Below are 23,270 nucleotides of genomic sequence, written 5' to 3'. Positions count from 1 at the left end.
GACGACAGCAAAATGGCAGGCGGTGGCTTGCGTCAGGCGCCAATTGGCAGGATGTTGTATGAGGGAAACGGGAGGCGAACCGGCACGCTGGCGCCAAAACGGCTGCTGGAATTATCCGATGTCGCGAGCTTGCTTTGCCTTTCTTGCCCTGATTGCCGTCTTCATCAAGCCGGTGGAGGCAGGCGGGTGGATTTCTCATCTGCTTGACCATTCGGCCATGGCTTCAGCCTATGCGGCAGAATCCGACCTTGTAACCGCTTACACGACAGGGATGGCGCGCATCCGGCTGAAGCTCGCGGGACGTTCTGGCGAAACCGACCTTGCGGTCCCTCTCGAACCAACGCTCTTGCGAGCGGAATTCCGGGCCCGGACATGGCGCGCGGCGGACGGCAGTCTGTTGCAGGGTTTCGCAGGGACTGGCGGCTTCCGGCTGACGCTCGGAAATTGCCTTGCCCGCATCTGCGCTGCCAGCGAATGCAGCGATGCCGGTTGGCCGGTTTTCAGTTGCAGCGACGGCCGTAAGCGCAAGATGTCGGCTACGGACTTTGCCGTCGCGGTTTTCGACGGCGTCTCCTACCGACGATTGAGCGCTGCCCCTTCTCAGCAGTAAGGCCGACCCACCGAGTTGCCTACCCGCGTTGCGGCTGAAACGCCCGCCCGTTTCCGGAGCGGGCGCCTTTGGCAATCCGTCAGTGATTAAAAGCCCCAATAGCCGGGATGCCAGCGATGGCGGAACCAGAATCCGGCATGCCAGTGGCCGACCGGACGCATCATCACCCGGTGGTTCGGCACGCAATTGCCCCATCGGTTCATGTGCCAGGCGGGGCCGCATCGCCAACCAACGGTTTCAATGGGACCGACGCTTTGAATGGGGATTGGGACGGTACCGGGCTTTGCCGTTGGCAGAGCCTGCGAGCCGACACTCGACAGCATCAAGGTGCCTGCCGCAATCGCGATGGGTAGAATGTGTTTGGTGAGCATGACTGTGTTCTCCATGTTCACACCCCCGCGAACAATTAACCCGCTGCCACCTGAATGTTGACTGAACGGCGCAATCACAAATGCGTCATTTGGCCATGCCGCCGCCTCGCCGACATGCGTGGAACACGCCCTGCAAGAAGCGTTGAAAGGCGATGACAGGCTCGACTGCCGTGCCAGCAAGGCCTGCACCTTCGCGAGATCACCAAAAACCCCGACCTGACGCCGGGGTTTTCGCTTCATGGAAAACAAACAAGCTTGCCGCCGCTCGGCTCAGCGGCCGGCTTCAACCGTCTGCGCAGGGCAGCACAGTGGCGGTCAGGCCATCATTGCCAGGATCTTGGCCATGTCTGCGGTGTCGAACGCCCGCAATGTCTGGGTTCTGATGTTGCCCAGCGATGCGATCGATAGGGCTAGTGCGGTCGCGGCAATGTCGTCGTCGGCTTCTGCGACCGCCACGACATCATATTGTCCAAGCGTCCACAACAGCGTGTGAACCTTGATCCCGTTCTTGCTGGCCATCGCCTTGAAAGCTTCAGCACGCTTCTGGGTGTCCTTGATGCTCTTGATGCCTTGATCTGTGAAACTCGACAGCAATACGTAGTAAGCCATTGGTTCCTCCCACAAATGGGGAGCGTACGGGCGCTCACGGCGCGTCCGCCGTCTCCCGGAATGACGATAGCACGAGCCGGGCGCGCGAACCACAGAAGGCCTGCGCGGCTGCCGCACCCGCTATTTCCCCGGTCAAATGGGGGAAGCACGAAATCCGTTCGCTACAGTGTCGCCACGGTCTTCAGCGCGCCGTCAAGCATGTCGCCCTTCTCGTCTTTCAGCGCCATCTCTCGCAGCCGCCGGATCCAGTCGGCGGCATCCGGGCGGCCCTTGACCAGATCGAGCGCCGACAGCACCCGGTCGAATTTCGATTGGGCGCGGAGATGGGTGTCGCTGTAGCCCTTGATCAGCCGGCGGCAGTTGACGATCTCGACAGCCAGCGCGTAATCAGCCGGCACATAGCCAAGCGCCAGCGCGTACCAGCGATCGATATGCTCGACCTCGACCTTGTGGCGCAGCAGGCTGCGGCGCCAGCGACGCAGGCCGCCGATGAACCAGAGCGCGGCGAAGCCGGCGAAACTGTCGGTGCGGATGCGGCGGCCATGGTTGATACGGCGGTCGAGAAAGGCGGCGAGCTTCGGCCGGTCCTCGATGTAGCTGCCGAGCCCCGCCGGCAGCGTGCCGCAGAATTCCTCGATGCGCGGATGGAAATATTCGGTCACCTGCAGGATCGAGCCGTCCTTGACGCCGACCTCGCGGCGCACGCGCTGGTCACGTGTCGAGCGTGTCTTCAGATCGGCAACGCGGATCATGTCGTCATAGCACATCGCGTTGGCGAGATGCTTGGCGGCGGCGATCGACAGCGCATAGGCCTGTCCGGCACCATCCAGCGCGATCGCCCGGTCGAGCCGGTCGAGATACTCGCCACCATAGGCGATGTCCTGATAGTCGACGACCTTGCGCAGGCCGCGCTGCGCCATGTCGCGCGCAGGCTCCGGCAGCGCGGCGACGCGAGCCGCCAAGGCCTGCCAGCCCTTCAGCAGGCTTTCCGGACCGCTGACTTTTCCCGCCGCATCAGGGACGCTCTCGGCAGCCACGGGTTCCGCCGCCTGTGGCGCTGGCGAGCCGGTGCCGCGCGCGCGATCAAAGGCAGCGCCGAAGGCGGCGAGGCTGGCCTTGACGCCGCGACCACCGGCACCGATCGCCTGCTCGTAGCTTTCGCGGGTGAAGGGCAACGCGTCGGATCCGGCCAGTGCGCCGAGCAGGCTGGCCGAGATCATCGAGCCGTTGTCGGCGGCGATCTTCTCCATGTCGAAGGCGATGAAACGCTTGGCCGCTGCTTCCGCCGTTGCGTGCACCTTTGAGGACGATGCGCGGCCGTCGCCGGGTTCGATCTTTTCCGATACCGCGGCGATGCGGTGCGACGACGCGATCAGCGTCGTGCGCTCGGGCGTGACGAAGCCACGGATGATGGCGCGGCCGGCCTCCATCAGTTCGGCGGCGATCAGGATGTCGACATCGCCCTGCGACGGCGACAGAGCGAGGACCGGCGGGCGGCCGGTGTCGCGGCACATCTCGACATAGTAGATGGTGGCGCCGGTGCGCTGGGCGACGCCGGCAACCGAGGTCGATTGCGCGACATAGCCATTGCGCTCGGCGACGTCGGTGATCCAGTCGGCCAGAACGCCGCCGCCCTGGCCGCCAACCGCCAGCACCGCAAGCTTGATGACGCGCTCGTCATGCTGCGCGTCCGCCCTGGAGTGGGATGAAGGCTCAAGCATCGGCGAATGTCAGGCGCCGGCTTTCGCGCCGCCTCTGCAGGAGGCTGATCGTGGCCCGGCGCGTGGCTTCCAGGAAACGATCCCAGCGGCCGGGATTGTGCACGACGTCGGCGCGATAGAAAGACGGGCACAGCACCGCCGCATCGGCGACCTCACCGCAATTGCCGCAGCCGACGCAGCTCTGGTCGATATGCGCCACCGGATCGTCGCGCAGCGGATCGTCGAGCGACTTGACCGACAGCGACGGGCAGCCGGACAACCGCATGCAGGCATGGTCGCCGGTGCAGATATCCTCGTCGACGCCGAACTTCGGTTTGACCACCCGTTCGCCACCCTTGACCGCCTTGTCGACCAGCGGCTTTTCGCGGCGCTGGCGATTGAGCATGCATTCGGACGAGGCGACGATGACTTTTGGTCCCTTCTCCTCGGTGGTCAGCGCCTCGCGCAGCGTGTCCTGCATTTTGGTCACGTCATAGGTGCGGTCGATGTGGCGCAGCCATTTGACGCCCATGCCTTTCACCGCCTCGGTGATCGGGTGCTTGGTCGATTTCGTCTTGTTGCCGGCGCGCGACGACAGGATGTCCTGCCCGCCAGTGGCGGCCGAGTAAAAATTGTCGACGATGACGATGACGCCGTCGTTCTTGTTGAACACCGCGTTGCCGATCGAGGAGGTCAGGCCGTTATGCCAGAAGCCGCCGTCGCCGACGAAGGAGATCGAGCGGCGCTTGGCATCGGGCGAATTGAATGCCGAGGCCGAGGCCGGCCCGAGCCCATAGCCCATGGTGGTGGCGCCGAGCTCGAAAGGCGGCATGATCGAGAACAGATGGCAGCCGATGTCGGAGGCGATGTGGTGCTTGCCAAGCTCCTGCTCGACCAGCTTGGTTGCGGCAAAGATCGGCCGTTCCGGGCAACCGACGCAGAAGCCGGGCGGACGGCCCGGAACGACGTTGATCAGGTCGGCAATGTCGAGCCCGTCGCCAACCTTGTTGGGCGCGCGCACCTCTCCCGGCAAAAGATGGGGAGCGGTGGCGCGCAGGAAGGAACCGATGCCGTCTAGCATGACCTGGCCGGTGTATTCGCCGGCCATCGGCAGGTGCTCCTTGCCGACGATGCTGGTGCCGCGCCCGGCCTTGTGCAGCATCGAGGCGAACGCCTGCTCGATGTAGTTGGGCTGGCCCTCCTCGACGACGAGCACGGAGCCCTTGCCCTCGCAGAAGGCCAGGAACTCGTCATCGACCAAGGGGTAGACGGCATTCAGGACGTAGAGCGGCACATCGGTGCCGCCAAAGGTATCGGCAAGGCCGAGGCGCTGCAGCGCGCGGATGACCGCATTGTACATGCCGCCCTGCAGGACGATGCCGACCGAGCCGTGATCCGGCCCGAAGATCTCGTTGATCTTGTTCTTGCGAATGAAATCGACCGCCGCCGGCCAGCGTTTCTGCACCTTCTCCTTCTCGTGCAGGAAGGAGGCGGGCGGCAGCACAATGCGGCCGGTGTCGCGGCGCGGCGCGTCGAGCGCGTCGGCCACCGTCATCGGCGGCCGCTTGTTGTCCTTGGCGATGAAATGGCCATGGACGTGGCAGCAGCGGATACGGACCTGCAGCATCACAGGCGTGTTGGAGGCCTCGGACAGTTCAAAACCATCCTCCACCGCCTTGACGATCGACGGCAGGTTCGGGCGCGGATCGAGCAGCCAGACCTGGCTCTTCATGGCGAAGGCATGGCTGCGCTCCTGCATGATAGAGGAGCCCTCGCCATAATCCTCGCCGACGATGATCAGCGCACCGCCGGTAACGCCTCCGGAAGCGAGATTGGCGAGCGCATCGGAGGCGACATTGGTGCCGACCGTCGACTTGAAGGTTGCGGCGCCACGGATCGGATAGTGCACCGATGCCGCCAGCATGGCAGTGGCTGTCGCTTCCGAGGCGCTGGCCTCGAAATGCACGCCGAGCTCGCCCAGTATGTCCTGGGCGTCGGCCAGCACGTCCATCAGATGGCTGATCGGCGCGCCCTGATAACCGCCGACATAGCCGACGCCGCATTGCAGCAGCGCCTTGGTGATGGCGAGAATACCTTCGCCGGCAAACTCCTCACCGGCGCCGAGGCGGAGCTTTTCGACTTCCTTGGCAAAAGACCGTTCGGCCATTTTTGTCTCCTTCCGTTACCGCCCGACGCCGGCGGCGCGTAGGTCTAGATGTCGTGCTTGCGAATGTTCTTCAGCATCTTCAAGAGCGTGGCGATCAGTGCGGCATATTCGGCATCGTCGACATCGTCGAACATTGCCTCGAACGCGTCATGCATGGCCGGCCAGGCGCGGGTGAATTCGGCGCGGCCTTCGTCGGTCAGGAACACATGGCGGATGCGGCTGTCGGTTACGCCCTGCTCGCGCCGCACAAAGCCCTGCCCCTCCAGCGTGTCGAGCGTGCGGCTCAAGGTGGACTGCTCGATCACCGTGTAGACCGAGAGATCGTTGACGGTGACCCCGTCGGTGATCGACAGCACGGCCAGCGTGCGGACCTGCGGAATGGTCAGGCCCTGCTTGCGGAAATCGTCACGCAGAGTGGCGTTGTAGCGGCCCATGATGCGGTTCATCAGATAGGGCGCGAATTGCTGCAGGCCGATCTCGCCCAGGGTCGAAATGCGCTGGCGTTTTTCCGGGGGCTTCTGATCCATCACAACCTCCCCGCCAGCAGGAAGCCGGAGCCGCCGCCCAGGCCGGCGCCGGGATGGGTCGAGGCGCCGATGTGATAGAGGCCTTTGATGCCTGTCTGATGGTTGCGGCTGGCCTTGAATGGCCGCCACAGGAACGACTGGTCGATAGTCGACGAACCGCCATAAGGATCGCCGCCGACCAGATTGATGTTCATCGCTTCGAGATCGGCCGGCGAATAGGCGCGGCGCGCGATAACGCTGCCCTTGAAGCCGTCGATATGGCTGGCGAGGATGGCCTCCGCACGATCGGCATAGGCCTCGCGCAACGCGTCGGTCCAGCGGCCGTCCGCAGGTGTCTGCAGCGTGCCAGCGGCATCGCCCTTGATGTGCCTCGGCGCCTCGGGCAGTTGCAGCCACAGGATCGCCTTACCGTCCGGGCAACGTGACGGATCGAGCGCATGTGGCTGGCCGACACAGATGGTCGGCACCTCCGGCAGCATGCCGCGCGCCGCCTCGTTGCAGGCTTTTGACACACCATCAAGCCCCGGCGTCAGATGCAGCAGCGCGACCTTGTCGAGACCGTCGCCGCGCCATGCCGGCGGCTTGCTCAGGGCATAGTGGATCTGGAAATTGCCCTTGCCGTAGCGGTATTTCTGCGTCGCCTCGACATCGTCCTTGGGAGCAATTGCGCCAAGCAAGCGCCCGTAAAGCTGCGTCGGCGTGACCGAACAGATGATGCTCTTCCTCGCATTGACGGTCTCGCCCGAGGCCAGCCGCACACCGGTGGCGCGGCCGTTGGTCAGGATGATGGAGGCAACGTCGGCTTCTGTGGAGATGACGCCGCCGCGCTCGGTGATGAGCGCCTCGAAAGCCGAGAGCAAGTTTTGCGCCCCGCCCTTGACGATCGGCGCCCCGGCGGCTTCCAGCGCGAAGGCAATAACCTTGGCGATCTGGCCGGAAAATGCGTCTTCAGGCCCCAGGCCCGCATGCAGCACCCAGGGCGCCCACAGCGCGCGGATGGTGTCGGACTGGTAAGTGCTTTCCAGCCAGCTGCGCGCCGGCGCCAAAGCGTCGCCGAGGAACGCTGCAAGGCCGCGTGGGCCACGCCGCCAGACCTCGCCGGCCAACAGCTTCGCCGTCGGGTAGGACCACAGGCTGCCGCCGAGCAGGCCGAACAGCAGTCCGGCATTGCGCTCGATGTCGCCGACATCGCTTCCATGCTTATCGCCGTCACCCGCAGCAATCGCATTGATCGCTGCGACATTGGCGGCACGGTCGGTGCTGAGCACGGCATGGCTGCCGTCCGGCCGCAGCACGCCGGTCGGCGTGCCGGCGTGGCAGAATTCCAGCCCGTGCCGCGCCAGGTCCTTGCCCAGCGCCGCATAGGCCGGCGAGGTGATGAACAGGACGAAGGTCGTCGCCATCACATCATGGATGAAACCGGGCGCGGTGATCTCCTCGGTGCGCATGCAGCCGCCGATACGGTCGTTGCGCTCGAGGATGAGCACTTTCGCGCCCTTGCCGCCAAGCATCGCCGCGCAGACCAGCGCGTTGATGCCGCTGCCGACAATGATGTGATCCGGCTGGCTCACTTCAGCGTGCCTTCGCTTAGCCTTTCGACACAAGCGCCAGCGCGCGGATCGGGCTGCCGGTGCCGTGTTCGATCTTCAGCGGCGCCGCGATCAGGATGGCGCCTTTCGGCGGCAACTGGTCGAGATTGCAGAGGCTGGCGAGGCCGTAGCGGTTGGCCTTGTGCATCAGCGTGTGCGCCGGGAATGGTGGCTCCATGCCGCCGGCCTTGCCAGCATCGGTGCCGATCGTTTCGCTGCCCCAGCCCTTGATATTCTTGCTGATCAGGAACTGGATGGCTTCGGCGGTCGGGCCCGGCGTGTGCGGGCCGGTTTCGTTGGCGTTGAGGAATTCGGCTTCCGAGCCGTTGCGCTTGTACCAGTCGGTGCGCATCACCACCCACTCGCCGGCGTTAATGGCGCCATGCTTGGCCTCCCATGCCTTGATGTGGTCGACGGTGAGCAGGAAGTCATGGTCGGCGGCGGCTTCCTTCGAGCAGTCGATGACATTGACCGGGCCGACGAAATTCTGCGCCGGAATGGTGTCGGTGGCGCCGTCCGGATAATCCTTGCCGGTGATCCAATGCTGCGGCGCGTCGAAATGCGTGCCCGAATGCTCGCCGAGCTTCAGCCAGTTCCAGGCCCACCACGGCCCGTTCTTGTCGTAGCGGGAGATCGAGTGGATCTCGACCTTCGGCGTGTCGACGGCCAGCTCCGGCGGCAGCTTGATCAGCGGCGTGTTGGGTCCAAGTGGCGCCGACAGGTCGATCACCTGGATGGCGCCTGAAAGAAGCTGGCCGGCAACTTCGCCGAGGAGTTTCTGGGTGTCCATGGTCTCAGTTCCCTCTCTTGTCAGTGATGATCAAGGCTCGTCTCGGCCCTTAATATCCTACTAGACGAAAACATATGCATCTGCAATTATCTTTAAGCATAAAGGAAATGGGTTGGGTGGGCGTGAGCGAGTTTGACGCCATATTCGTCGGGGCCGGCCACAACAGTCTGGCCTGCGCCGCGCATCTGGCGCTCAAGGGTTGGAAAACCGGGATTTTCGAGCGCAGTGCAGCAATCGGCGGCGCCGTCCAGACTGACGAATATACACTTCCCGGCTTCCGGCACGATTTCGGCGCGATGAATCTGAGCCTGTTTGCCGGCTCGGCCTTTCACCGGAAATATGCAAATGAATTGAAAACCCACGGGCTGGAATTCGCGCCGGTCGCCGATTGCTTCGCCAGCGCCTTTCCTGACGGCCGCTGGTTCGGCGTCAGCAACGATCTGGAAAAGACGACGTCGCGCATCGCCGCTTTCTCCGCCGCTGACGCGGCCACATGGCGAAAGCTGGTTGCGGCTTTCCCTGGGGAGGCCGAGCATCTGTTCCGCCTGCTGGGCTCGCCGATGAGCGCGCGTGCCCTTGCCGGCACCGCCTGGAACCTGTGGCGCAAGAAGGGCATTGCCGGGGCGCTCGACACCAGTCGTATGTTGCTTTCCTCACCCCGTGCGTGGCTCGAGGAGAATTTCGAGTCGCCCTATGTCAGGGCGACGCTCGCCACCTGGGGCATGCATCTCGATTTCGCGCCCGACATCGCCGGGGGTGCGGTGTTCCCCTATCTGGAATCGATGGTCAACCAGTGTTTCGGCATGGTGATCGGCAAGGGCGGCGCCGATACCATGATCCGCGCTTTGTCCGGCATGGTCACATCAGCCGGCGGCAAGATCGTCACAGGGGCGGAAGTGGCCGAGATCACGGTTTCCGCCGGCAAGGCGACCGGCGTGCGGCTCGCTTCCGGCGAGACGCATAGTGCGACCAAGGCGGTCATCGCCGGCGTCGCTCCCGCCGCGCTAGCCGTCAAACTGTTGCCGAACGGTTCCGGCGATGCCGGCTTCGATACGGCGATGAAAAAGTTCCGCCATGCACCGGGCACGATGATGATCCATCTGGCGCTGGACGAATTGCCGGACTGGCGCGCCGGCGCAGAGCTCCGGCAATTCGCCTATGTGCATCTGTCGCCGTCGCTCGATGCCATGTCGCGCACCTACCAGCAGGCGATGGCAGGCCTGCTGCCGGACGAGCCGGTGCTGGTCGTCGGCCAGCCGACTGCCGTCGACCCGTCGCGCGCGCCTCAGGGCAAGCATGTCCTGTGGGTGCAGGTGCGCATGCTGCCGGCCGAAATTTTGGGCGACGCAGCCGGCACAATCGCACCGGATCACTGGGACAAGGTCAAGGAAACCTACGCCGAGCGCGTCCTCGACATCATCGAGACCTACGCGCCTGGTCTTCGCCACAAGATCCTCGGCCGTGCGGTGTTTTCGCCTGTCGATCTCGAGCGCGAGAACCCGAACCTCGTCGGCGGCGACCAGGTTTGCGGCAGCCATCATCTGGCGCAGAATTTTCTGTTTCGCCCGGCACGCGGTTACGCCGGCTGGAACACACCGGTGGCGCATCTGCACCTCACCGGCGCTGCGACATGGCCGGGCGCCGGCACCGGTGCCGCCTCCGGCTTCATGCTCGCGCAACAGCTTGGCGGGAGGTAGGAGCCAAAGATTTCATAGGGGCGACGAGGGGCACGGCGCTGCTGCCCAAGGAGCCTGAACGAATGAACTGACATAGCCGCGCAGACGAATAACCAAACAGGGGAACGATGATGACCATCAACAGACGCGAATTGCTTGGATACAGTGCTGCAGCGCTTGGTGCGGCGGCGATCGGCTTGCCGCAGGTTGCCAAGGCGGCGGGCGAACTGACCATCGCCTATAACGTCAATTTGCCGTCCTGGGATCCGACGACTGGACCTTCGGCGGTCAACCCGACGATCCAGGGTCTCTACCAATCGGTGTTCGACCAGTTCATTCCGCAGAAGCCGGACCTTTCGTTTGCGCCGGGCCTGATCACCGAATGGGGCTGGAACGACGACCGCAGCAAGATCACGATGACGGTGCGCGAGGGCGTGACCTGGCATGACGGGTCGCCGTTCACCGCAGAGGACGTGGTGTGGTCGCTGCAGCGGGCGGGCGACGAGAAGACCGGCAACCCGATCCAGTTCGTCTGGAAGAACGTCACCAACTTCAAGATCGACGGCAACAAGATCACCGGCGACGTGGTGCAGTTCGACCCGGTGTATTTCAAGTGGATGTCGTTCCTGACCGGCTACGTCATGCCAAAAGCCTATTACGAGAAGGTCGGCGCCGAGGGTTTCGAGAAGGCGCCGATCGGCACCGGCCCCTACATGGTCGACAAATTCGAGCGCAACGCCTTCCTGCGGCTGAAGGCCAACCCGAACTATTGGGGCGACAAGCCGGCCTTCGAGAACGTGACGATCAAGTTCGTCACCGATGCGGCAAGCCGCGTCGCCGAGATCGAGTCGGGCTCCTCGCAGGTGACGCTCGAAGTCCCCTATGAGGAGTATGACCGGCTGATCGCCAAGGACGGGCTGGCCGGCTCGTGCAAGAACGTGTCCGACATCGGCATGATCTTCTTCAACGACATCGAGGCGATGCTGGACAAGAACGTCCGCCAGGCTGCGGTGATGGCGGTCGACAAGAAGCTGCTCGTCGAGCGCCTGCTGCACGGCTACGGCCAGCCCATCGATACGCTGGAGACGCCGGAATACACGGCCTTCGATCCGTCGATCAAGGTCGAGCACAATCCGGAAAAGGCCAAGGAGCTTTTGGCCGCCTCCGGTTTTTCGCCGGAGAAGCCGGTCAAGTTCACCATCCAGACCACCAAGGGCTTCAAGCCCAAGGATTACGAGATGATCCAGGCGATCGTCGGCATGTGGCGCAAGGTCGGCATCGAGGCGACGATCGAGGTCTATGAGATCGCCAAGCATTACGAACTGCGCGCCGCCGACAAGCTGGCGCCGGCCGCCTTCTACAATTGGGGCAATGCCATCGGCGATCCGACGACGTCGACCGGCTTTGCCATGTATGGCCCCAGCCCGCATTCGGTGTGGGACAGCCAGGACCTGATCGACATGATCAACCCGCTGTGGGGCGAAAAGGACGAGGCCAAGCGCATCGCCGGCTGGAAGGCGGTCGACAAGTACATCGCCGAGCAGGCCTATGTGCTGCCGCTGATCCAGTATGCGCAGCCGATCGTGCATGCCAAGGGCGTCAACGTCGTGCAGCATGTGTCCGGCGCGCTGTTGCCGGCCTTGATGACCCCGGCCTGACATCGGCATAGACTGCGTGCGCGCCACCGCAACCGGTGGCGCGCCTCTTTCCGCCAGGCTTACAGGCGACCATGCTTCTGCAAAGATTTCTGATCCGTCTTGTGACGATGGCGATCACGCTGTTCGGCGTCGCGGTCGTGGTCTTCGTCGTCATTCGCGTCGCGCCCGGCGACCCGATTGCGATGATGCTGCCGCCCGGCGCGACCCAGGAGGATATCGCCCGGCTGCGCGCGCTCTACGGGCTCGACAAGACCATCGTGCAACAGTTCTTCATCTGGCTGTCCGGCGTCGTCAGGGGCGATTTCGGCACCTCGATTTCGCTGCGGCAAGACGTGCTGGGGCTGGTCTTCAACCGGCTGCCGGCGACGCTGGAACTCGCTATCGTGGCGCTCATCATGGCACTGGCGATCGGCGGTACGACGGCGATCCTTGGCGCGCGCGAACGCGGCACCGCGGTGGAAGCCGGCATCGACATTGCCAGCGGTGCGGCACTGTCCATTCCGGATTTCCTGTGGGGCCTGGTGCTCATTCTTCTCTTTGGCGTGCTGGTGCCGGTGTTCGACATTTCCGGGCGGGTGTCGCCGCAACTCGACCTGCCCTTCGTCACCCAGTTCTATCTCGTCGAAAGCATCGTGCGGCTGCGCTTCGACCTGACCAAAGATCTGCTGGCGCATCTGCTGATGCCGGCGATTGCGCTGGCGCTGCCGCTGGCCGCGATCATCGCGCAGCTCTTAAAACAGTCGCTGAAGGAAGTGCTCGATCTCGACTATGTCGTGCTGGCCCGGGTGAAAGGGTTTTCGGAAACGCAGGTCATCCTGCGCGAGGCGCTGAAGAACGCCGCCCTGCCGACGCTCACCTTGGTCGGCGTGCAGTTCACCTTCCTCATCGGCGGCACCGTCATCGTCGAACGGCTGTTTTCCTATGAGGGTCTCGGCAACATGGCGATCGACGCCGTCATCAACCGCGACCTGCCGCTGATCCAGGGCATCGTGCTGGTCTTTGCGCTGCTGTTCGTGCTGATCAACCTTGCCGTCGACATGATGTATGCGCTGCTCAATCCGAGGCTGCGCCATGGATGATAGCCGCATCTCAAGACATGGCTCGGGCGCAAAACTGTGGCTGGCCGGCGGCTGGCTGCTTTTGGCACTGCTGGCCGCGATCCTGGCGCCGCTGGTGGCGCCGCAGGATCCGCTGGCGCAGGACCTGATGCTGGAGCGGCTGCCGCCCTTCTGGCTGAGTGGTGCGGAACCCGGCTATTGGCTGGGCACCGACAGCCTTGGCCGCGATCTGCTATCGCGTCTGATCTTCGGCGGCCGCATCGCCTTCATCGTTGCCTTCGCCGCGGCCATCGCCGCCTGCCTGGTCGGCTCGACGCTCGGGCTGGTCGCCGGCTATTTCGGCGGCTGGGCCGACCGCATCATCTCGCGCATCGTCGATGTCTGGATGGCGTTTCCGCCGGTGCTGTTCGCCATCCTTCTGGTCGCGGTGCTCGGCACCGGCTTGAGCTCCGTCATCATCGCCATCGCGGTCATCGACTGGACGCGCTTCTGCCGGGTGATCCGCGCCGAGACCATGGGGCAGTCGCGCATGGACTATGTCGAGAATGCCCGCATCGCCGGCTATGGCCGCGTCGGCATCATGCTGCGCGAAGTGCTGCCCAATGTGGTGCCGTCGATCGTCGCACTTCTGTCGCTGGAGATGGGCATCGCCGTTATCGTCGAGGCCATCCTGTCCTTCGTCAACCTGTCGATCTCGACCGACGATCCGACCTGGGGCGGCATCATTGCCGAGGGCCGGCTGTCGATCCATCAGGCCTGGTGGGTGCTGGTGTTTCCGCTCATCACCCTGATCCTGACGGTGCTGTCGTTCAGTCAGTTCGGCGAGGGGCTGAAGGCACGTTTCGATCCGGTGCTGCGATGAGTGCCGCTTGCCTCGATATCCGCAATCTCAGCGCGGTGCTGCCGAACGGCCAGCGCGTGCTGCGCTCGGTGTCGCTCGCCGTTCAACCCGGCGAAGTGCGCGCGCTGGTCGGCGAGAGCGGCGCCGGCAAGACCATGATCGGCAAGGCGGTGCTCGGCGTCTTGCCGCCAAGCGTGCGCATCGTCGAGGGCGACATGTTGTTGGAAGGCGAAGACCTCGGCAGACTTCAGCCCAAGGCGCGGCGCACGCTGATCGGCGCCCGCACCGCGCTGATCCCGCAGGACCCGCTGACCGCGCTCAACCCGTCGCGGCGCATCGGCCCGCAGATGACCGACCGGCTGGTGCGCATCCTCGGCTGGAGCGGTGAGAGAGCCGACCAGCGCATCCGGCAATTGCTGGGCGAGGTGCAGATCCGCGATGCCGACCGTGTGCTCAAATGCTATCCGCACGAGCTGTCCGGCGGCATGCGCCAGCGCGTGCTGATCGCCGCTGCCTTTGCCGCCGAGCCAAGGCTGATCGTTGCCGACGAACCGACCACGGCGCTCGATGTGACCGTGCAAAAGCAAATCCTGCGGCTGATCGCTGAGTTGCAGCGCGAGCATGGCACCGCGATCCTGTTTGTCACCCACGATCTCGGCGTCGTCGCCAAGATCAGCCAAAAGGTCTCGGTGCTCTATGCCGGCAAGGTGGTGGAAGAAGCCGAAACGGCTGATCTCTTCGCCGCCCCTGAACATCCCTACACGCGGGCGCTGATGCAAGCCACGCCACGCTACACCGACCCGTTCGCCTCGCTCAAACCGGTCGACGATGCCGTGCTGGCGGGGCTCGCCGCCGAGATCGCTGCTGCCGACCAGACGTGGAGGCGGCCGCATGGCTGAGCCGCTGTTTTCCGTGCGTGGACTGAAGGTCGCGCTGCCCGACATGACGCGCAAGCCGCTGATTGGCCGCGCGCCGCTGGCCGAGATCCTGAAAGGTCTGGATTTCGACCTGCCCAAGGGCTCGGTGACCGGCATCGTCGGCGAATCCGGCTCCGGCAAATCGACGCTCGGCCGCGCTTTGGTCAGGCTGTTGGAACCCAGCGCCGGCAGGGTCACCTTCGATGGCCGCGATATCACCCATCTGCCGGAGGCGGAGCTTCGGCCGCTGCGCCGCAATCTGCAGATGATTTTCCAGGATCCTATGTCGTCGCTCAACCCGCGCCGCACCATTGCCAGCATCATCGCCGCCCCGCTCAAGCAGAATGGGCTTGGCGACAGTCTGAAGGCCCGCGTCGCAGAAGCACTGCAGCGCGTCGGCCTGCCACAGAGTTTTGCCAGCCGCTACCGGCACGAACTGTCCGGCGGCCAGCGCCAGCGCGTCGGCATTGCGCGCGCCCTGGCGCTGTCGCCGAAATTCGTGCTGGCCGACGAGATCGTCTCCGGCCTCGACGTGTCGACCCAGGCGCAGATCCTGACGCTCCTGGAAAAGCTCGCCGCCGAGATGGGCCTGACCGTTGCCTTCATCAGCCATGACCTGTCGGTGATCCGGCGGCTGTGCAAGCAGGTGATCGTCATGCGCGAAGGCGTAATCGTCGAGGCCAGCGCGACGGACGCTCTGTTCGACAATCCGCAGCAGGCCTACACGCGCGACCTGATATCAGCCATTCCGCTTCCCGAAATCGATGCCGGCTGGCTGGACATCCATCCCGCCGCAAAGCCACCGGCATGAACCATCCGCACGCCGAACAGCGGGCTGTGGCGTGCGCCCGGCAAGTGTCCCGCAATGGAGGATGACTGACATGAAGAGTGCAATCCTGACTGCAACATTTGCGGCCGCCGCTCTGGGAACCATGGGTGCTGCTTCCGCCGATTCCATCCCCGGTATGCGCGGGCACGACCACACCGGCATCACCGTGCCCGACATGAAGCAGGCGGTCGATTTCTTCACCGAAGTGGTCGGCTGCAAGAAGGCGATGTCGTTCGGCCCGTTCGCCGACGACAAGGGCACGTTCATGCAGGATCTGCTGGGCGTCGACCCGAAGGCAGTGATCGAGGAGATCACCCTGGTCCGCTGCGGCTACGGATCGAACATCGAACTGTTCAAATACATCGCTCCCGACCAGAAGGATCTGACGCCAAAGAACAGCGACATTGGCGGCTTCCATATCGCCTTGTATGTCGACGATGTCGCCGCCGCGAAAGCCTATCTCGATGGCAAGGGCGTGAAGACCCGATTGGGGCCGCTCCCGGTCAAGGAAGGCCCGGCCGCCGGCCAGACCATCCTCTATTTCCAGTCGCCCTGGGGCCTGCAGCTGGAAGCCATCAGCTATCCCGACGGGATGGCCTATGAAAAAGGCGCCGAGACCGTGCTGTGGAGCCCGAAGAACCCGGAGAAGTGACCCGGCAGGGGCGTGCTTGCGCAATCATCCGCAAGCACGCCATAGACCTCTGAAGCAAATCGTCTCAATATGAAACTTTAAGCTTGAAATAATTTACCTCGGGCGCAATACTGGCAATCGGGATCGCTAGCCTTGCCGGCGACCCAGAAAGCGAAGAGGAGATCGCAGGCATGAAGGTTGCGGTTCTCGGCGGTGGACCAGCCGGCCTCTACTTTGCCATCTCGATGAAGCTCAGGGACGCCGCGCACGAAGTGACGGTGTTCGAGCGCAATCGCGCCGACGACACATTCGGCTGGGGCGTCGTGCTGTCGGCGGAAACGCTCGACAATCTGACCCGGAACGATCCGGTCAGCGCCGTCTGGATCAAGAAACACTTTGCCTATTGGGATGACATCGCCGTCATCCATGACGGCGTGCGCACGGTTTCGACCGGTCACGGCTTCTGCGGCATCGGCCGCAAGCGGCTGCTGGTCCTGCTGCAGCGGCGGGCGCGCGAACTCGGCGTCAAGCTCAGCTTCGAGACCGATATCGCCGATCCCAAGCCTTATATGGAAACGTACGATCTCGTCGTTGCCGCCGACGGGCTGAACTCGAGAGCCCGCAACACTTTCGTCGACGTGTTCAAGCCCGACATCGACACCCGCAAATGCAAGTTCGTCTGGCTGGGCACAGAGCAGAAATTCGACGACGCCTTCACCTTCATCTTCGAAAAGACGGAACATGGCTGGGTGTGGGCGCACGCCTACCAGTTCGACAGCGATACCGCGACCTTCATCGTCGAATGCAGCGAACAGACCTGGGCTGGTTTCGGCTTCGGTTCGATGTCGCAGCAGGAATCGATCGCCGTCTGCGAGCGCATCTTCGCCAAGCACCTTGGCGGCCACGCGCTGATGACCAATGCCAACCACATAAGGGGTTCGGCCTGGATCAATTTCCCGCGCGTGCTGTGCGAGCGCTGGTCCTATCAGAACCTGGCGCTGATGGGCGATGCGGCGGCATCGGCGCATTTCTCGATCGGCTCCGGCACCAAGCTGGCGCTGGAAAGTGCTGTGGCGCTGGCAGACTATGTCGAGTCCGAGCCCGACCTCGAAGCGGCGTTTCGTAAATATGAGGATGCGCGCCGCACCGAGGTGCTGAAGCTGCAGTCGGCGGCGCGCAATTCGCTCGAATGGTTCGAGGAAGTCGAGCGCTATCTCGGCCTCGATCCGGTCCAGTTCAATTACTCGCTGCTGACGCGGTCACAACGAATCAGCCACGAGAATTTGCGGCTGCGCGATGCGGAATGGCTGGCCGGCGCCGAAGAATGGTTCCAGCGCCAGGCCGGCGCCGGCGGCAACAGCTTGCGCCGCGCGCCGATGTTCGCGCCGTTCAAGCTGCGCGACATGGCGCTCAGCAACCGCATCGTCGTCTCGCCGATGGCGCAGTACAAGGCCGTCGACGGCTGTCCGACCGACTGGCATTTCGCCCACTATGCCGAGCGTGCCAAGGGCGGCGCCGGCCTGCTCTATATCGAGATGACCTGCGTCAGCCCGGAAGGTCGGATCACGCCTGGCTGCCCCGGATTCTACGCACCAGAGCATGAAGTCGCGTGGAAGCGGCTGGTCGATTTCGTCCACACCGAGACAGAGGCGAAGATCTGCGCCCAGATCGGCCATTCCGGCGCCAAGGGCTCGACCCGGCTCGGCTGGTTAGGCACCGACGTGCCGCTGCCGTCCGGCAACTGGCCGGTGATGGCGGCATCGGCTGTCGCCTGGTCGCCTGAGAACCAGGTGCCGAAGGCGATGGACCGCGCCGACATGGACCGCGTGCGAGACCAGTTCGTAGCCTCGGCCGAGATGGCCGAGCGTGGCGGCTTCGACATGCTCGAAATCCATGCCGCACACGGCTATCTGCTGTCGTCCTTCATCACACCGGTCACCAACCGACGCACCGACGCCTATGGCGGTTCGCTGGAAAACCGCATGCGTTATCCGCTGGAGATCTTCCATGCGGTGCGCGCCGTGTGGCCCTCGGAAAAGCCGATCTCGATGCGCATCTCGGCCAATGACTGGGTCGGCATCGAAGGCGTGACGCCTGCCGACGCGGTCGAGATCGCACGGCTGTTGCATGAGGCCGGCGTCGACATTTGCGACGTCTCAGCCGGCCAGACATCGGCGCTGGCAAAGCCTGTCTATGGCCGCATGTTCCAGACGCCGTTTTCCGACCGCATCCGCAATGAGGTGGGCATGGCGACGATGGCGGTCGGCAACATCTACGAACCCGACCACGTCAATTCGATTCTGATGGCCGGCCGCGCCGACCTAGTGGCGCTGGCAAGGCCGCATCTCGCCGATCCCTACTGGACGCTGCATGCCGCCGTCACGCTCGGCGACCGCGGCGTCAAATGGCCGGATCCCTATTTGCCAGGCCGCGACCAGATCTACCGGCTGGCCGAACGCGATGCGGCTGCGGGGTTGAAAGTATGAGCGGCGCCGCAGCCATCGCTGGCAGGCATGCGCTGGTCACCGGCGGCGGCTCCGGCGTTGGCCGGGCGATCGCATTGGCGCTGGCCGGCGCCGGCATCGACGTGACCATCTGCGGCCGGCGCGAGGCGGAGCTCGCCAAGGTGGTCAAGGAAAGCAGCCGTATCTTCGGCATCGCCGCAGACGTCACCGACGAAGCCTCGATGGCGTCGCTCTACAGCCAGGCGGAAGCCGCACGCGGACCATTCGACATCGTCGTCGCCAATGCCGGTATGTCCGGCAGCGCACCGGCGCACAGAACCGCGCTCAGCGACTGGCAGCGCACGCTCGACGTCAATCTCACCGGTGCGTTCCTGACGGTGAAGCCGGCGTTGGCCGGCATGGCCGCGCGCAAGGCGGGCCGCATCGTCTTCGTCGCCTCCACCGCCGGGCTGAAAGGTTATCCGTATGTCGCAGCATACGTTGCCGCCAAGCACGGCGTCGTCGGGCTGATGCGGGCGGCTGCCGCCGAGACCGTCAAAACCGGGGTGACCGTCAACGCCGTTTGCCCGGGCTTCGTCGAAACCGACATGCTGGAGGCATCCGTCCAGCGCATCATCGACAAGACCGGCCGCTCGGTCGAGGACGCACGGACGAGCCTCGCCTCGACCAATCCGCAAGGCCGCTTCATCCAGCCGGAGGAAGTCGCCGCCGCGGTGCTTTGGCTGTGCGGCGATGCCGCCCGCTCGATCACCGGGCAGACGATCTCGATTTCAGGAGGCGAGACATGGTAGCAGGTCCCCTGCCCACCCCTTCAGGACACGGCAAGGACCGGCTGCGGCTGTGGATAAGGCTGCTGCGGGCATCCCGCACCATCGAAGCCGAACTGCGCGAGCGTCTGAAAAAAGAATTCAACACGACGCTGCCGCGTTTCGACGTGATGGCGGCGCTCTACCGCGTGCCTGAAGGCATGCTGATGAGCGACCTGTCGCGCTTCCTGCTGGTGTCCAACGGCAATGTCACCGGCATCGTCGACCGGCTGGTTTCGGAAGGGGTGGTGGCCCGCGCGCGCCGCAATGGCGACCGCCGCACCTCGATGGTGCGGCTGACCGAGGAAGGCTCGAAGGCCTTCGGCATCATCGCTGCCGCGCATGAGACATGGATCGCCGAGCTGCTGGGCAATGTCAGCGAGGATGAAGCACGCCGGCTGACCGGCATGCTGACCTCGTTCCGCAGCAATTGGGAGGGCAGGGAATGACCGAGATGGCAGGCCGCAAGCCGAAGCATTTCCTCTGGCAGGTCGAAGGCAAGATCGCCAAGGTCCGGCTCGACCGGCCGGAGCGCAAGAACCCGCTGACGTTCGAGAGCTATGCCGAATTGCGCGACACTTTTCGCGACCTCGTCTATGCCGACGATGTCGATGCGGTGGTGTTCCTGTCCAATGGCGGCAATTTCTGCTCCGGCGGCGATGTCCATGACATAATCGGGCCGCTGGTCAAGATGGATATGAAGCAACTGCTCGCCTTTACCCGCATGACCGGCGATTTCGTCAAGGCGATGCTGAACTGCGGCAAGCCGATTATTTCGGCGGTGGACGGTGTGGCGGTCGGCGCCGGCGCCATCATCGCCATGGCGTCCGATATCCGCATCGCCACGCCGGAAGCCAAGACCGCGTTCCTGTTCACCCGCGTCGGCCTTGCCGGCTGCGATATGGGCGCCTGCGCGATCCTGCCGCGCATCATCGGCCAGGGCCGCGCCGCCGAATTGCTTTACACCGGCCGGACAATGACGGCGGCTGAAGGCGAGCGTTGGGGGTTCTACAACCGGCTGGTCGATGCGGCGGCACTCGAGGCCGACGCACTCGACATGGCGGAGCGCATTGTTTCCGGCCCGACCTTCGCCCACGGCATCACCAAGACGCAGTTGAACCAGGAATGGTCGATGGGGCTCGACCAGGCGATCGAAGCCGAAGCCCAGGCGCAGGCGATCTGCATGCAGACGCGCGATTTCGAGCGTGCCTACAAGGCATTTGTGGCCAAGGGAAAACCGGTGTTCGAGGGGAATTGATGGCCGACAAGAGTTTCCTCAACTGGCCATTCTTCGAGGGCCGTCATCGCGCGCTGGCCGAGCGGCTGGACGCATGGTGCGCCAAGAACCTGCCGGTCGATCATCATGATGTCGATACCGCTTGTCGCGAGTTGGTGGCGAAGCTGGGCCGAGACGGCTGGCTGAAGCCGACGGCGCTCGATACCGACAATCCGGGGCCGCTCGACGTGCGCGCGCTGTGCATCGCCCGCGAGACGCTGGCCCGGCATGATGGGCTGGCCGATTTCGCCTTCGCCATGCAAGGGCTCGGCACCGGCGCGCTCAGCCTGTTCGGCACACCGCAGCAACAGCAATGGCTGGCGAAGACACGCGCCGGCAAGGCGATTTCCGCCTTTGCCCTGTCGGAACCACGTTCGGGCTCGGATGTCGCCAATATGGAGATGGAAGCCGTCCGCGACGGCGACAGCTATGTTCTGTCCGGCGAAAAGACCTGGATCTCCAATGGCGGCATCGCCGATCTCTACATCGTCTTCGCCCGTACCGGCGAGGCGCCCGGCGCCAAGGGGCTTTCCGCTTTCATCGTGCCGGCCGAAACCAAGGGGTTGAGCATCGCCGAGCGCATCGAGGTGATTGCACCGCATCCGCTGGCGCGCCTGTCCTTCGACAACGTCCGCGTTCCAGCCTCGGCGCTGATCGGCAAGCCCAGCGATGGCTTTCGCATCGCCATGTCGGTGCTCGACGTGTTCCGCTCGACGGTGGGTGCCGCCGCCCTGGGCTTTGCCCGCCGGGCGCTCGATGAAAGCATCGCCAGGGTGGCCGAGCGCGAATTGTTCGGCGCGCCGATGGCCGAGCTGCAGATGGTGCAGGGCCACATCGCCGACATGGCGCTCGATGTCGATGCCGCTGCCTTGCTTGTCTACCGCGCCGCCTGGACCAAGGACATGGGGGCACCGCGGGTGACGCGCGAGGCGGCCATGGCGAAACTATACGCGACAGACCGCGCGCAAGAGGTGATCGACAAGGCCGTGCAGTTGCATGGCGGCGACGGAGTTCGCAAAGGTCATATCGTCGAAAGCCTGTATCGCGAGATCCGCGCGCTGCGCATCTATGAGGGCGCTTCGGATGTGCAGAAGGTGGTTATCGCGCGGCAAGTGATGGGCGCGGCCTGAGGGCAGCTCAGAAGATTTGGACGAGACCGTTTTCGAACCGGACATTTGAGAAGCAGATTGAGTATCGGGAGGCCAGAAATGCACACCATTCTGCAGCCGGAGGGCTGGGCGAAACCGGTCGGTTACGCCAACGGCATTGCTGCGCGTGGGCGGCTGGTCTTCGTCGGCGGCCAGGTCGGCTGGAACGGGCAATGCCGGTTCGAAACCGATGATTTCGCCGGCCAGGTGCGGCAGACGCTTGAAAACATCGTCGCCGTGCTGGCCGAAGCCGGCGCCGGGCCACAGCACATCACCTCGATGACCTGGTATTTTACCGACAAGGCTGAGTACCTGGCCAACCTCAAAGGGATTGGCGAGGCCTACCGCGAGGTGATCGGCCGGCATTTTCCGGCGATGGCCGCCATGCAGGTGATGGCGCTGGTCGAGGACCGCGCCAAGGTCGAGATCCAGGCTACCGCGGTCATCCCTGAGTGAATTATCCGCGAAGGCCTGCCTGTTTCAGAAGCGGCAGCACGCGGTCGCAGAAATAGGGCAGTTCTTGCGTGTAGTTGACGAAGGACAGCGCAATTCCCTGATAGCCATGCCCGGCAATGGCGACCATGTCGGCGGCGATCGTTTCCGGCGTTCCGATCAGGGGATAAGTGCCGGCGCCGCCGGCAAAGCGCTGGCGGTAGCGGTCATAGGCATGCGGGTCGTGCGACTGCGAGAATTCCTTCTTGCCCGCCATGTGGGCATCGACCGCGTCGTGGTCGGCCATCTCGACCGCATAGCGGGTGTAGTAGGCCTGTGCCTCTTCCATCGTCGGGCGGCAGACGACATGCGCCACGGTGTAGACGCCGACATCACGGCCCACCTTGTCGGCTCGCTCACTGATATCGGCGACGTGCTTGCCGGCATCGCTCATTTCGGAAAAGGTTGTGAACAGGTAATCACATTTGGCGGCGGCGAAATCCCGGCCCGGACCGCCGAAAGCGGCATTCATGGTCACCGGGCGTGGAGCTTGTAGACTGGCCGGGCGGCTCACCGCCTCTTTCAGGTGATAATAGGTGCGTTCGTAGTCGAGCGGCTGGTCCGAGGCGTACAGTTTTTCGAGGATTTCGATCCATTCGGCCGCCTGGTCGTAGCCTTTCTCGACCAAAGGCGTGCCGAACATGCCGAATTCCTTCGGGTTCCAGCCGCATACGATGTTGAGGCCGGCGCGGCCCTGGCTGATGTGGTCGACCGTCGCCAGTGCCTTGGCGGCGTAGAGCGGATGCACGAGCGGCACATGCACGGTCATGAACAGGCCAATCTGTTCGGTCGCCACGGCAAGGGCCGCAGCCCAGGTAAAAGTCTCGAACGACCATTCGCGCACCTTGTTGCGGCCGCCAAAACCGCGCCAGCGCGCGATCGGCAGCATGAACTCCAGACCGGCGCGGTCGGCGATCCGGGCTGCCGTCAGATTGTCCTGCCAGCTTGCCGTCCAGCGTTCCGGCACATCGGTAATGGCAAGCCCGCCATCGGCATTGGTCGAAAAGACGCCGAGCTTCAATCGGTTCGGGCCGTGCAGGGGATGCGCTTTGATCATGTCTGAAAACTCGCTGCGGGAGACGGCAGGCTACGGCCGCGGGAAAATATTTC

Annotated in this window: 22 protein-coding genes; 14 read left to right on the top strand and 8 right to left on the bottom strand. The window is 64.1% G+C overall.

Annotation, left to right across the window (positions count from 1 at the left end; translation table 11 throughout):
• Positions 1–217 precede the first annotated feature (217 nt).
• Positions 218–610, top strand: a complete 393-nt coding sequence (locus AC1DVW_RS07855) for a hypothetical protein (RefSeq protein ID WP_477241472.1) — start codon at positions 218–220, stop codon at positions 608–610.
• Between the two features lie 86 nt (positions 611–696).
• On the opposite strand, the gene AC1DVW_RS07850 is transcribed toward AC1DVW_RS07855, so the two are convergent.
• The 7 genes from AC1DVW_RS07850 to AC1DVW_RS07820 form a co-directional block, all read right to left on the bottom strand.
• Complete coding sequence (locus tag AC1DVW_RS07850) at positions 697–981, bottom strand: GCG_CRPN prefix-to-repeats domain-containing protein (protein WP_477275933.1); 285 nt, start codon at positions 979–981, stop codon at positions 697–699.
• Between the two features lie 315 nt (positions 982–1,296).
• Positions 1,297–1,590, bottom strand: coding sequence for a GYD domain-containing protein (locus AC1DVW_RS07845; protein ID WP_477322257.1), 294 nt, complete (start codon positions 1,588–1,590; stop codon positions 1,297–1,299).
• A 161-nt stretch (positions 1,591–1,751) separates the two neighbouring features.
• Positions 1,752–3,311: an indolepyruvate oxidoreductase subunit beta family protein gene (locus AC1DVW_RS07840; RefSeq protein WP_477322255.1), complete on the bottom strand. Its 1,560-nt coding sequence runs from the start codon at positions 3,309–3,311 to the stop codon at positions 1,752–1,754.
• Positions 3,304–5,457, bottom strand: a complete 2,154-nt coding sequence (locus AC1DVW_RS07835) for a thiamine pyrophosphate-dependent enzyme (RefSeq protein WP_477322253.1) — start codon at positions 5,455–5,457, stop codon at positions 3,304–3,306. The genes AC1DVW_RS07840 and AC1DVW_RS07835 overlap by 8 nt, the downstream gene beginning before the upstream one ends.
• 44 nt (positions 5,458–5,501) lie before the next feature.
• A complete protein-coding gene (locus AC1DVW_RS07830; protein WP_477241464.1) occupies positions 5,502–5,984 on the bottom strand; it encodes a MarR family winged helix-turn-helix transcriptional regulator in 483 nt (160 codons plus the stop codon).
• Complete coding sequence (locus AC1DVW_RS07825; protein WP_477322252.1) at positions 5,984–7,555, bottom strand: phytoene desaturase family protein; 1,572 nt, start codon at positions 7,553–7,555, stop codon at positions 5,984–5,986. The genes AC1DVW_RS07830 and AC1DVW_RS07825 overlap by 1 nt, the downstream gene beginning before the upstream one ends.
• Positions 7,556–7,571: 16 nt before the next feature.
• Positions 7,572–8,363 (bottom strand): cyclase family protein, encoded by a 792-nt coding sequence (locus AC1DVW_RS07820; protein ID WP_477241460.1) that lies wholly within the window; start codon positions 8,361–8,363, stop codon positions 7,572–7,574.
• 122 nt (positions 8,364–8,485) lie between these two features.
• On the opposite strand from AC1DVW_RS07820, the gene AC1DVW_RS07815 reads away from it, so the two are divergent.
• The 13 genes from AC1DVW_RS07815 to AC1DVW_RS07755 all read left to right on the top strand — a co-directional run bounded on the left by AC1DVW_RS07815 (position 8,486) and on the right by AC1DVW_RS07755 (position 22,124).
• Positions 8,486–10,060: a phytoene desaturase family protein gene (locus AC1DVW_RS07815; protein WP_477241458.1), complete on the top strand. Its 1,575-nt coding sequence runs from the start codon at positions 8,486–8,488 to the stop codon at positions 10,058–10,060.
• A 110-nt stretch (positions 10,061–10,170) separates the two neighbouring features.
• Complete coding sequence (locus tag AC1DVW_RS07810; RefSeq protein WP_477322250.1) at positions 10,171–11,697, top strand: ABC transporter substrate-binding protein; 1,527 nt, start codon at positions 10,171–10,173, stop codon at positions 11,695–11,697.
• A gap of 71 nt (positions 11,698–11,768) precedes the next feature.
• Positions 11,769–12,776, top strand: a complete 1,008-nt coding sequence (locus AC1DVW_RS07805) for an ABC transporter permease (protein WP_477322248.1) — start codon at positions 11,769–11,771, stop codon at positions 12,774–12,776.
• Entirely contained in the window at positions 12,769–13,617 is an 849-nt protein-coding gene (locus tag AC1DVW_RS07800) for an ABC transporter permease (RefSeq protein WP_477275552.1), read from the top strand. Before AC1DVW_RS07805 ends, AC1DVW_RS07800 begins: the two co-directional genes overlap by 8 nt.
• Positions 13,614–14,495 carry an ABC transporter ATP-binding protein gene (locus AC1DVW_RS07795; protein ID WP_477322246.1) on the top strand — a complete coding sequence of 294 codons (882 nt, stop codon included), beginning with the start codon at positions 13,614–13,616 and terminating at the stop codon, positions 14,493–14,495. Before AC1DVW_RS07800 ends, AC1DVW_RS07795 begins: the two co-directional genes overlap by 4 nt.
• Positions 14,488–15,324, top strand: coding sequence for an ATP-binding cassette domain-containing protein (locus AC1DVW_RS07790; protein WP_477322244.1), 837 nt, complete (start codon positions 14,488–14,490; stop codon positions 15,322–15,324). The genes AC1DVW_RS07795 and AC1DVW_RS07790 overlap by 8 nt, the downstream gene beginning before the upstream one ends.
• 70 nt (positions 15,325–15,394) lie before the next feature.
• A complete protein-coding gene (locus tag AC1DVW_RS07785) occupies positions 15,395–15,994 on the top strand; it encodes a VOC family protein (RefSeq protein ID WP_477322243.1) in 600 nt (199 codons plus the stop codon).
• Positions 15,995–16,164: 170 nt separating this feature from the next.
• Positions 16,165–18,459: a bifunctional salicylyl-CoA 5-hydroxylase/oxidoreductase gene (locus AC1DVW_RS07780; protein WP_477322241.1), complete on the top strand. Its 2,295-nt coding sequence runs from the start codon at positions 16,165–16,167 to the stop codon at positions 18,457–18,459.
• The gene (locus AC1DVW_RS07775; RefSeq protein ID WP_477322239.1) at positions 18,456–19,229 is read left to right on the top strand and encodes an SDR family NAD(P)-dependent oxidoreductase; all 774 of its coding nucleotides are present in this window, start codon (positions 18,456–18,458) and stop codon (positions 19,227–19,229) included. The genes AC1DVW_RS07780 and AC1DVW_RS07775 overlap by 4 nt, the downstream gene beginning before the upstream one ends.
• Complete coding sequence (locus AC1DVW_RS07770) at positions 19,223–19,693, top strand: MarR family winged helix-turn-helix transcriptional regulator (RefSeq protein ID WP_477322237.1); 471 nt, start codon at positions 19,223–19,225, stop codon at positions 19,691–19,693. Before AC1DVW_RS07775 ends, AC1DVW_RS07770 begins: the two co-directional genes overlap by 7 nt.
• A complete protein-coding gene (locus tag AC1DVW_RS07765; protein WP_477322235.1) occupies positions 19,690–20,502 on the top strand; it encodes an enoyl-CoA hydratase family protein in 813 nt (270 codons plus the stop codon). The genes AC1DVW_RS07770 and AC1DVW_RS07765 overlap by 4 nt, the downstream gene beginning before the upstream one ends.
• A complete protein-coding gene (locus AC1DVW_RS07760) occupies positions 20,502–21,650 on the top strand; it encodes an acyl-CoA dehydrogenase family protein (protein WP_477322233.1) in 1,149 nt (382 codons plus the stop codon). Before AC1DVW_RS07765 ends, AC1DVW_RS07760 begins: the two co-directional genes overlap by 1 nt.
• Before the next feature lie 78 nt (positions 21,651–21,728).
• Positions 21,729–22,124, top strand: coding sequence for a RidA family protein (locus AC1DVW_RS07755; RefSeq protein WP_477322231.1), 396 nt, complete (start codon positions 21,729–21,731; stop codon positions 22,122–22,124).
• Position 22,125: 1 nt separating this feature from the next.
• Here AC1DVW_RS07755 and AC1DVW_RS07750 read toward each other — a convergent pair whose 3' ends face one another.
• On the bottom strand, positions 22,126–23,217 hold the full coding sequence (locus AC1DVW_RS07750; protein ID WP_477322229.1) for an LLM class flavin-dependent oxidoreductase: 1,092 nt from the start codon (positions 23,215–23,217) through the stop codon (positions 22,126–22,128).
• Positions 23,218–23,270 lie beyond the last annotated feature (53 nt).

The organism is Mesorhizobium sp. P3_B5 (genome assembly GCF_056402815.1).
Note: the sequence above shows the minus strand (reverse complement) of the source record. Positions and strands in the feature narration are given on the sequence as shown.

Excerpts from the sequence above, each read along its gene's own strand:
- AC1DVW_RS07845 (WP_477322257.1), bottom strand. The coding sequence starts at position 1,590 with ATGGCTTACTACGTATTGCTGTCGAGTTTCACAGATCAAGGCATCAAG.
- AC1DVW_RS07830 (WP_477241464.1), bottom strand. The coding sequence starts at position 5,984 with ATGGATCAGAAGCCCCCGGAAAAACGCCAGCGCATTTCGACCCTGGGC.
- AC1DVW_RS07795 (WP_477322246.1), top strand. The coding sequence starts at position 13,614 with ATGAGTGCCGCTTGCCTCGATATCCGCAATCTCAGCGCGGTGCTGCCG.
- AC1DVW_RS07770 (WP_477322237.1), top strand. The coding sequence starts at position 19,223 with ATGGTAGCAGGTCCCCTGCCCACCCCTTCAGGACACGGCAAGGACCGG.
- AC1DVW_RS07785 (WP_477322243.1), top strand. The coding sequence starts at position 15,395 with ATGAAGAGTGCAATCCTGACTGCAACATTTGCGGCCGCCGCTCTGGGA.
- AC1DVW_RS07850 (WP_477275933.1), bottom strand. The coding sequence starts at position 981 with ATGCTCACCAAACACATTCTACCCATCGCGATTGCGGCAGGCACCTTG.
- AC1DVW_RS07790 (WP_477322244.1), top strand. The coding sequence starts at position 14,488 with ATGGCTGAGCCGCTGTTTTCCGTGCGTGGACTGAAGGTCGCGCTGCCC.
- AC1DVW_RS07855 (WP_477241472.1), top strand. The coding sequence starts at position 218 with ATGGCTTCAGCCTATGCGGCAGAATCCGACCTTGTAACCGCTTACACG.
- AC1DVW_RS07750 (WP_477322229.1), bottom strand. The coding sequence starts at position 23,217 with ATGATCAAAGCGCATCCCCTGCACGGCCCGAACCGATTGAAGCTCGGC.
- AC1DVW_RS07800 (WP_477275552.1), top strand. The coding sequence starts at position 12,769 with ATGGATGATAGCCGCATCTCAAGACATGGCTCGGGCGCAAAACTGTGG.
- AC1DVW_RS07810 (WP_477322250.1), top strand. The coding sequence starts at position 10,171 with ATGACCATCAACAGACGCGAATTGCTTGGATACAGTGCTGCAGCGCTT.
- AC1DVW_RS07780 (WP_477322241.1), top strand. The coding sequence starts at position 16,165 with ATGAAGGTTGCGGTTCTCGGCGGTGGACCAGCCGGCCTCTACTTTGCC.
- AC1DVW_RS07805 (WP_477322248.1), top strand. The coding sequence starts at position 11,769 with ATGCTTCTGCAAAGATTTCTGATCCGTCTTGTGACGATGGCGATCACG.
- AC1DVW_RS07765 (WP_477322235.1), top strand. The coding sequence starts at position 19,690 with ATGACCGAGATGGCAGGCCGCAAGCCGAAGCATTTCCTCTGGCAGGTC.
- AC1DVW_RS07755 (WP_477322231.1), top strand. The coding sequence starts at position 21,729 with ATGCACACCATTCTGCAGCCGGAGGGCTGGGCGAAACCGGTCGGTTAC.
- AC1DVW_RS07820 (WP_477241460.1), bottom strand. The coding sequence starts at position 8,363 with ATGGACACCCAGAAACTCCTCGGCGAAGTTGCCGGCCAGCTTCTTTCA.
- AC1DVW_RS07760 (WP_477322233.1), top strand. The coding sequence starts at position 20,502 with ATGGCCGACAAGAGTTTCCTCAACTGGCCATTCTTCGAGGGCCGTCAT.
- AC1DVW_RS07840 (WP_477322255.1), bottom strand. The coding sequence starts at position 3,311 with ATGCTTGAGCCTTCATCCCACTCCAGGGCGGACGCGCAGCATGACGAG.
- AC1DVW_RS07835 (WP_477322253.1), bottom strand. The coding sequence starts at position 5,457 with ATGGCCGAACGGTCTTTTGCCAAGGAAGTCGAAAAGCTCCGCCTCGGC.
- AC1DVW_RS07775 (WP_477322239.1), top strand. The coding sequence starts at position 18,456 with ATGAGCGGCGCCGCAGCCATCGCTGGCAGGCATGCGCTGGTCACCGGC.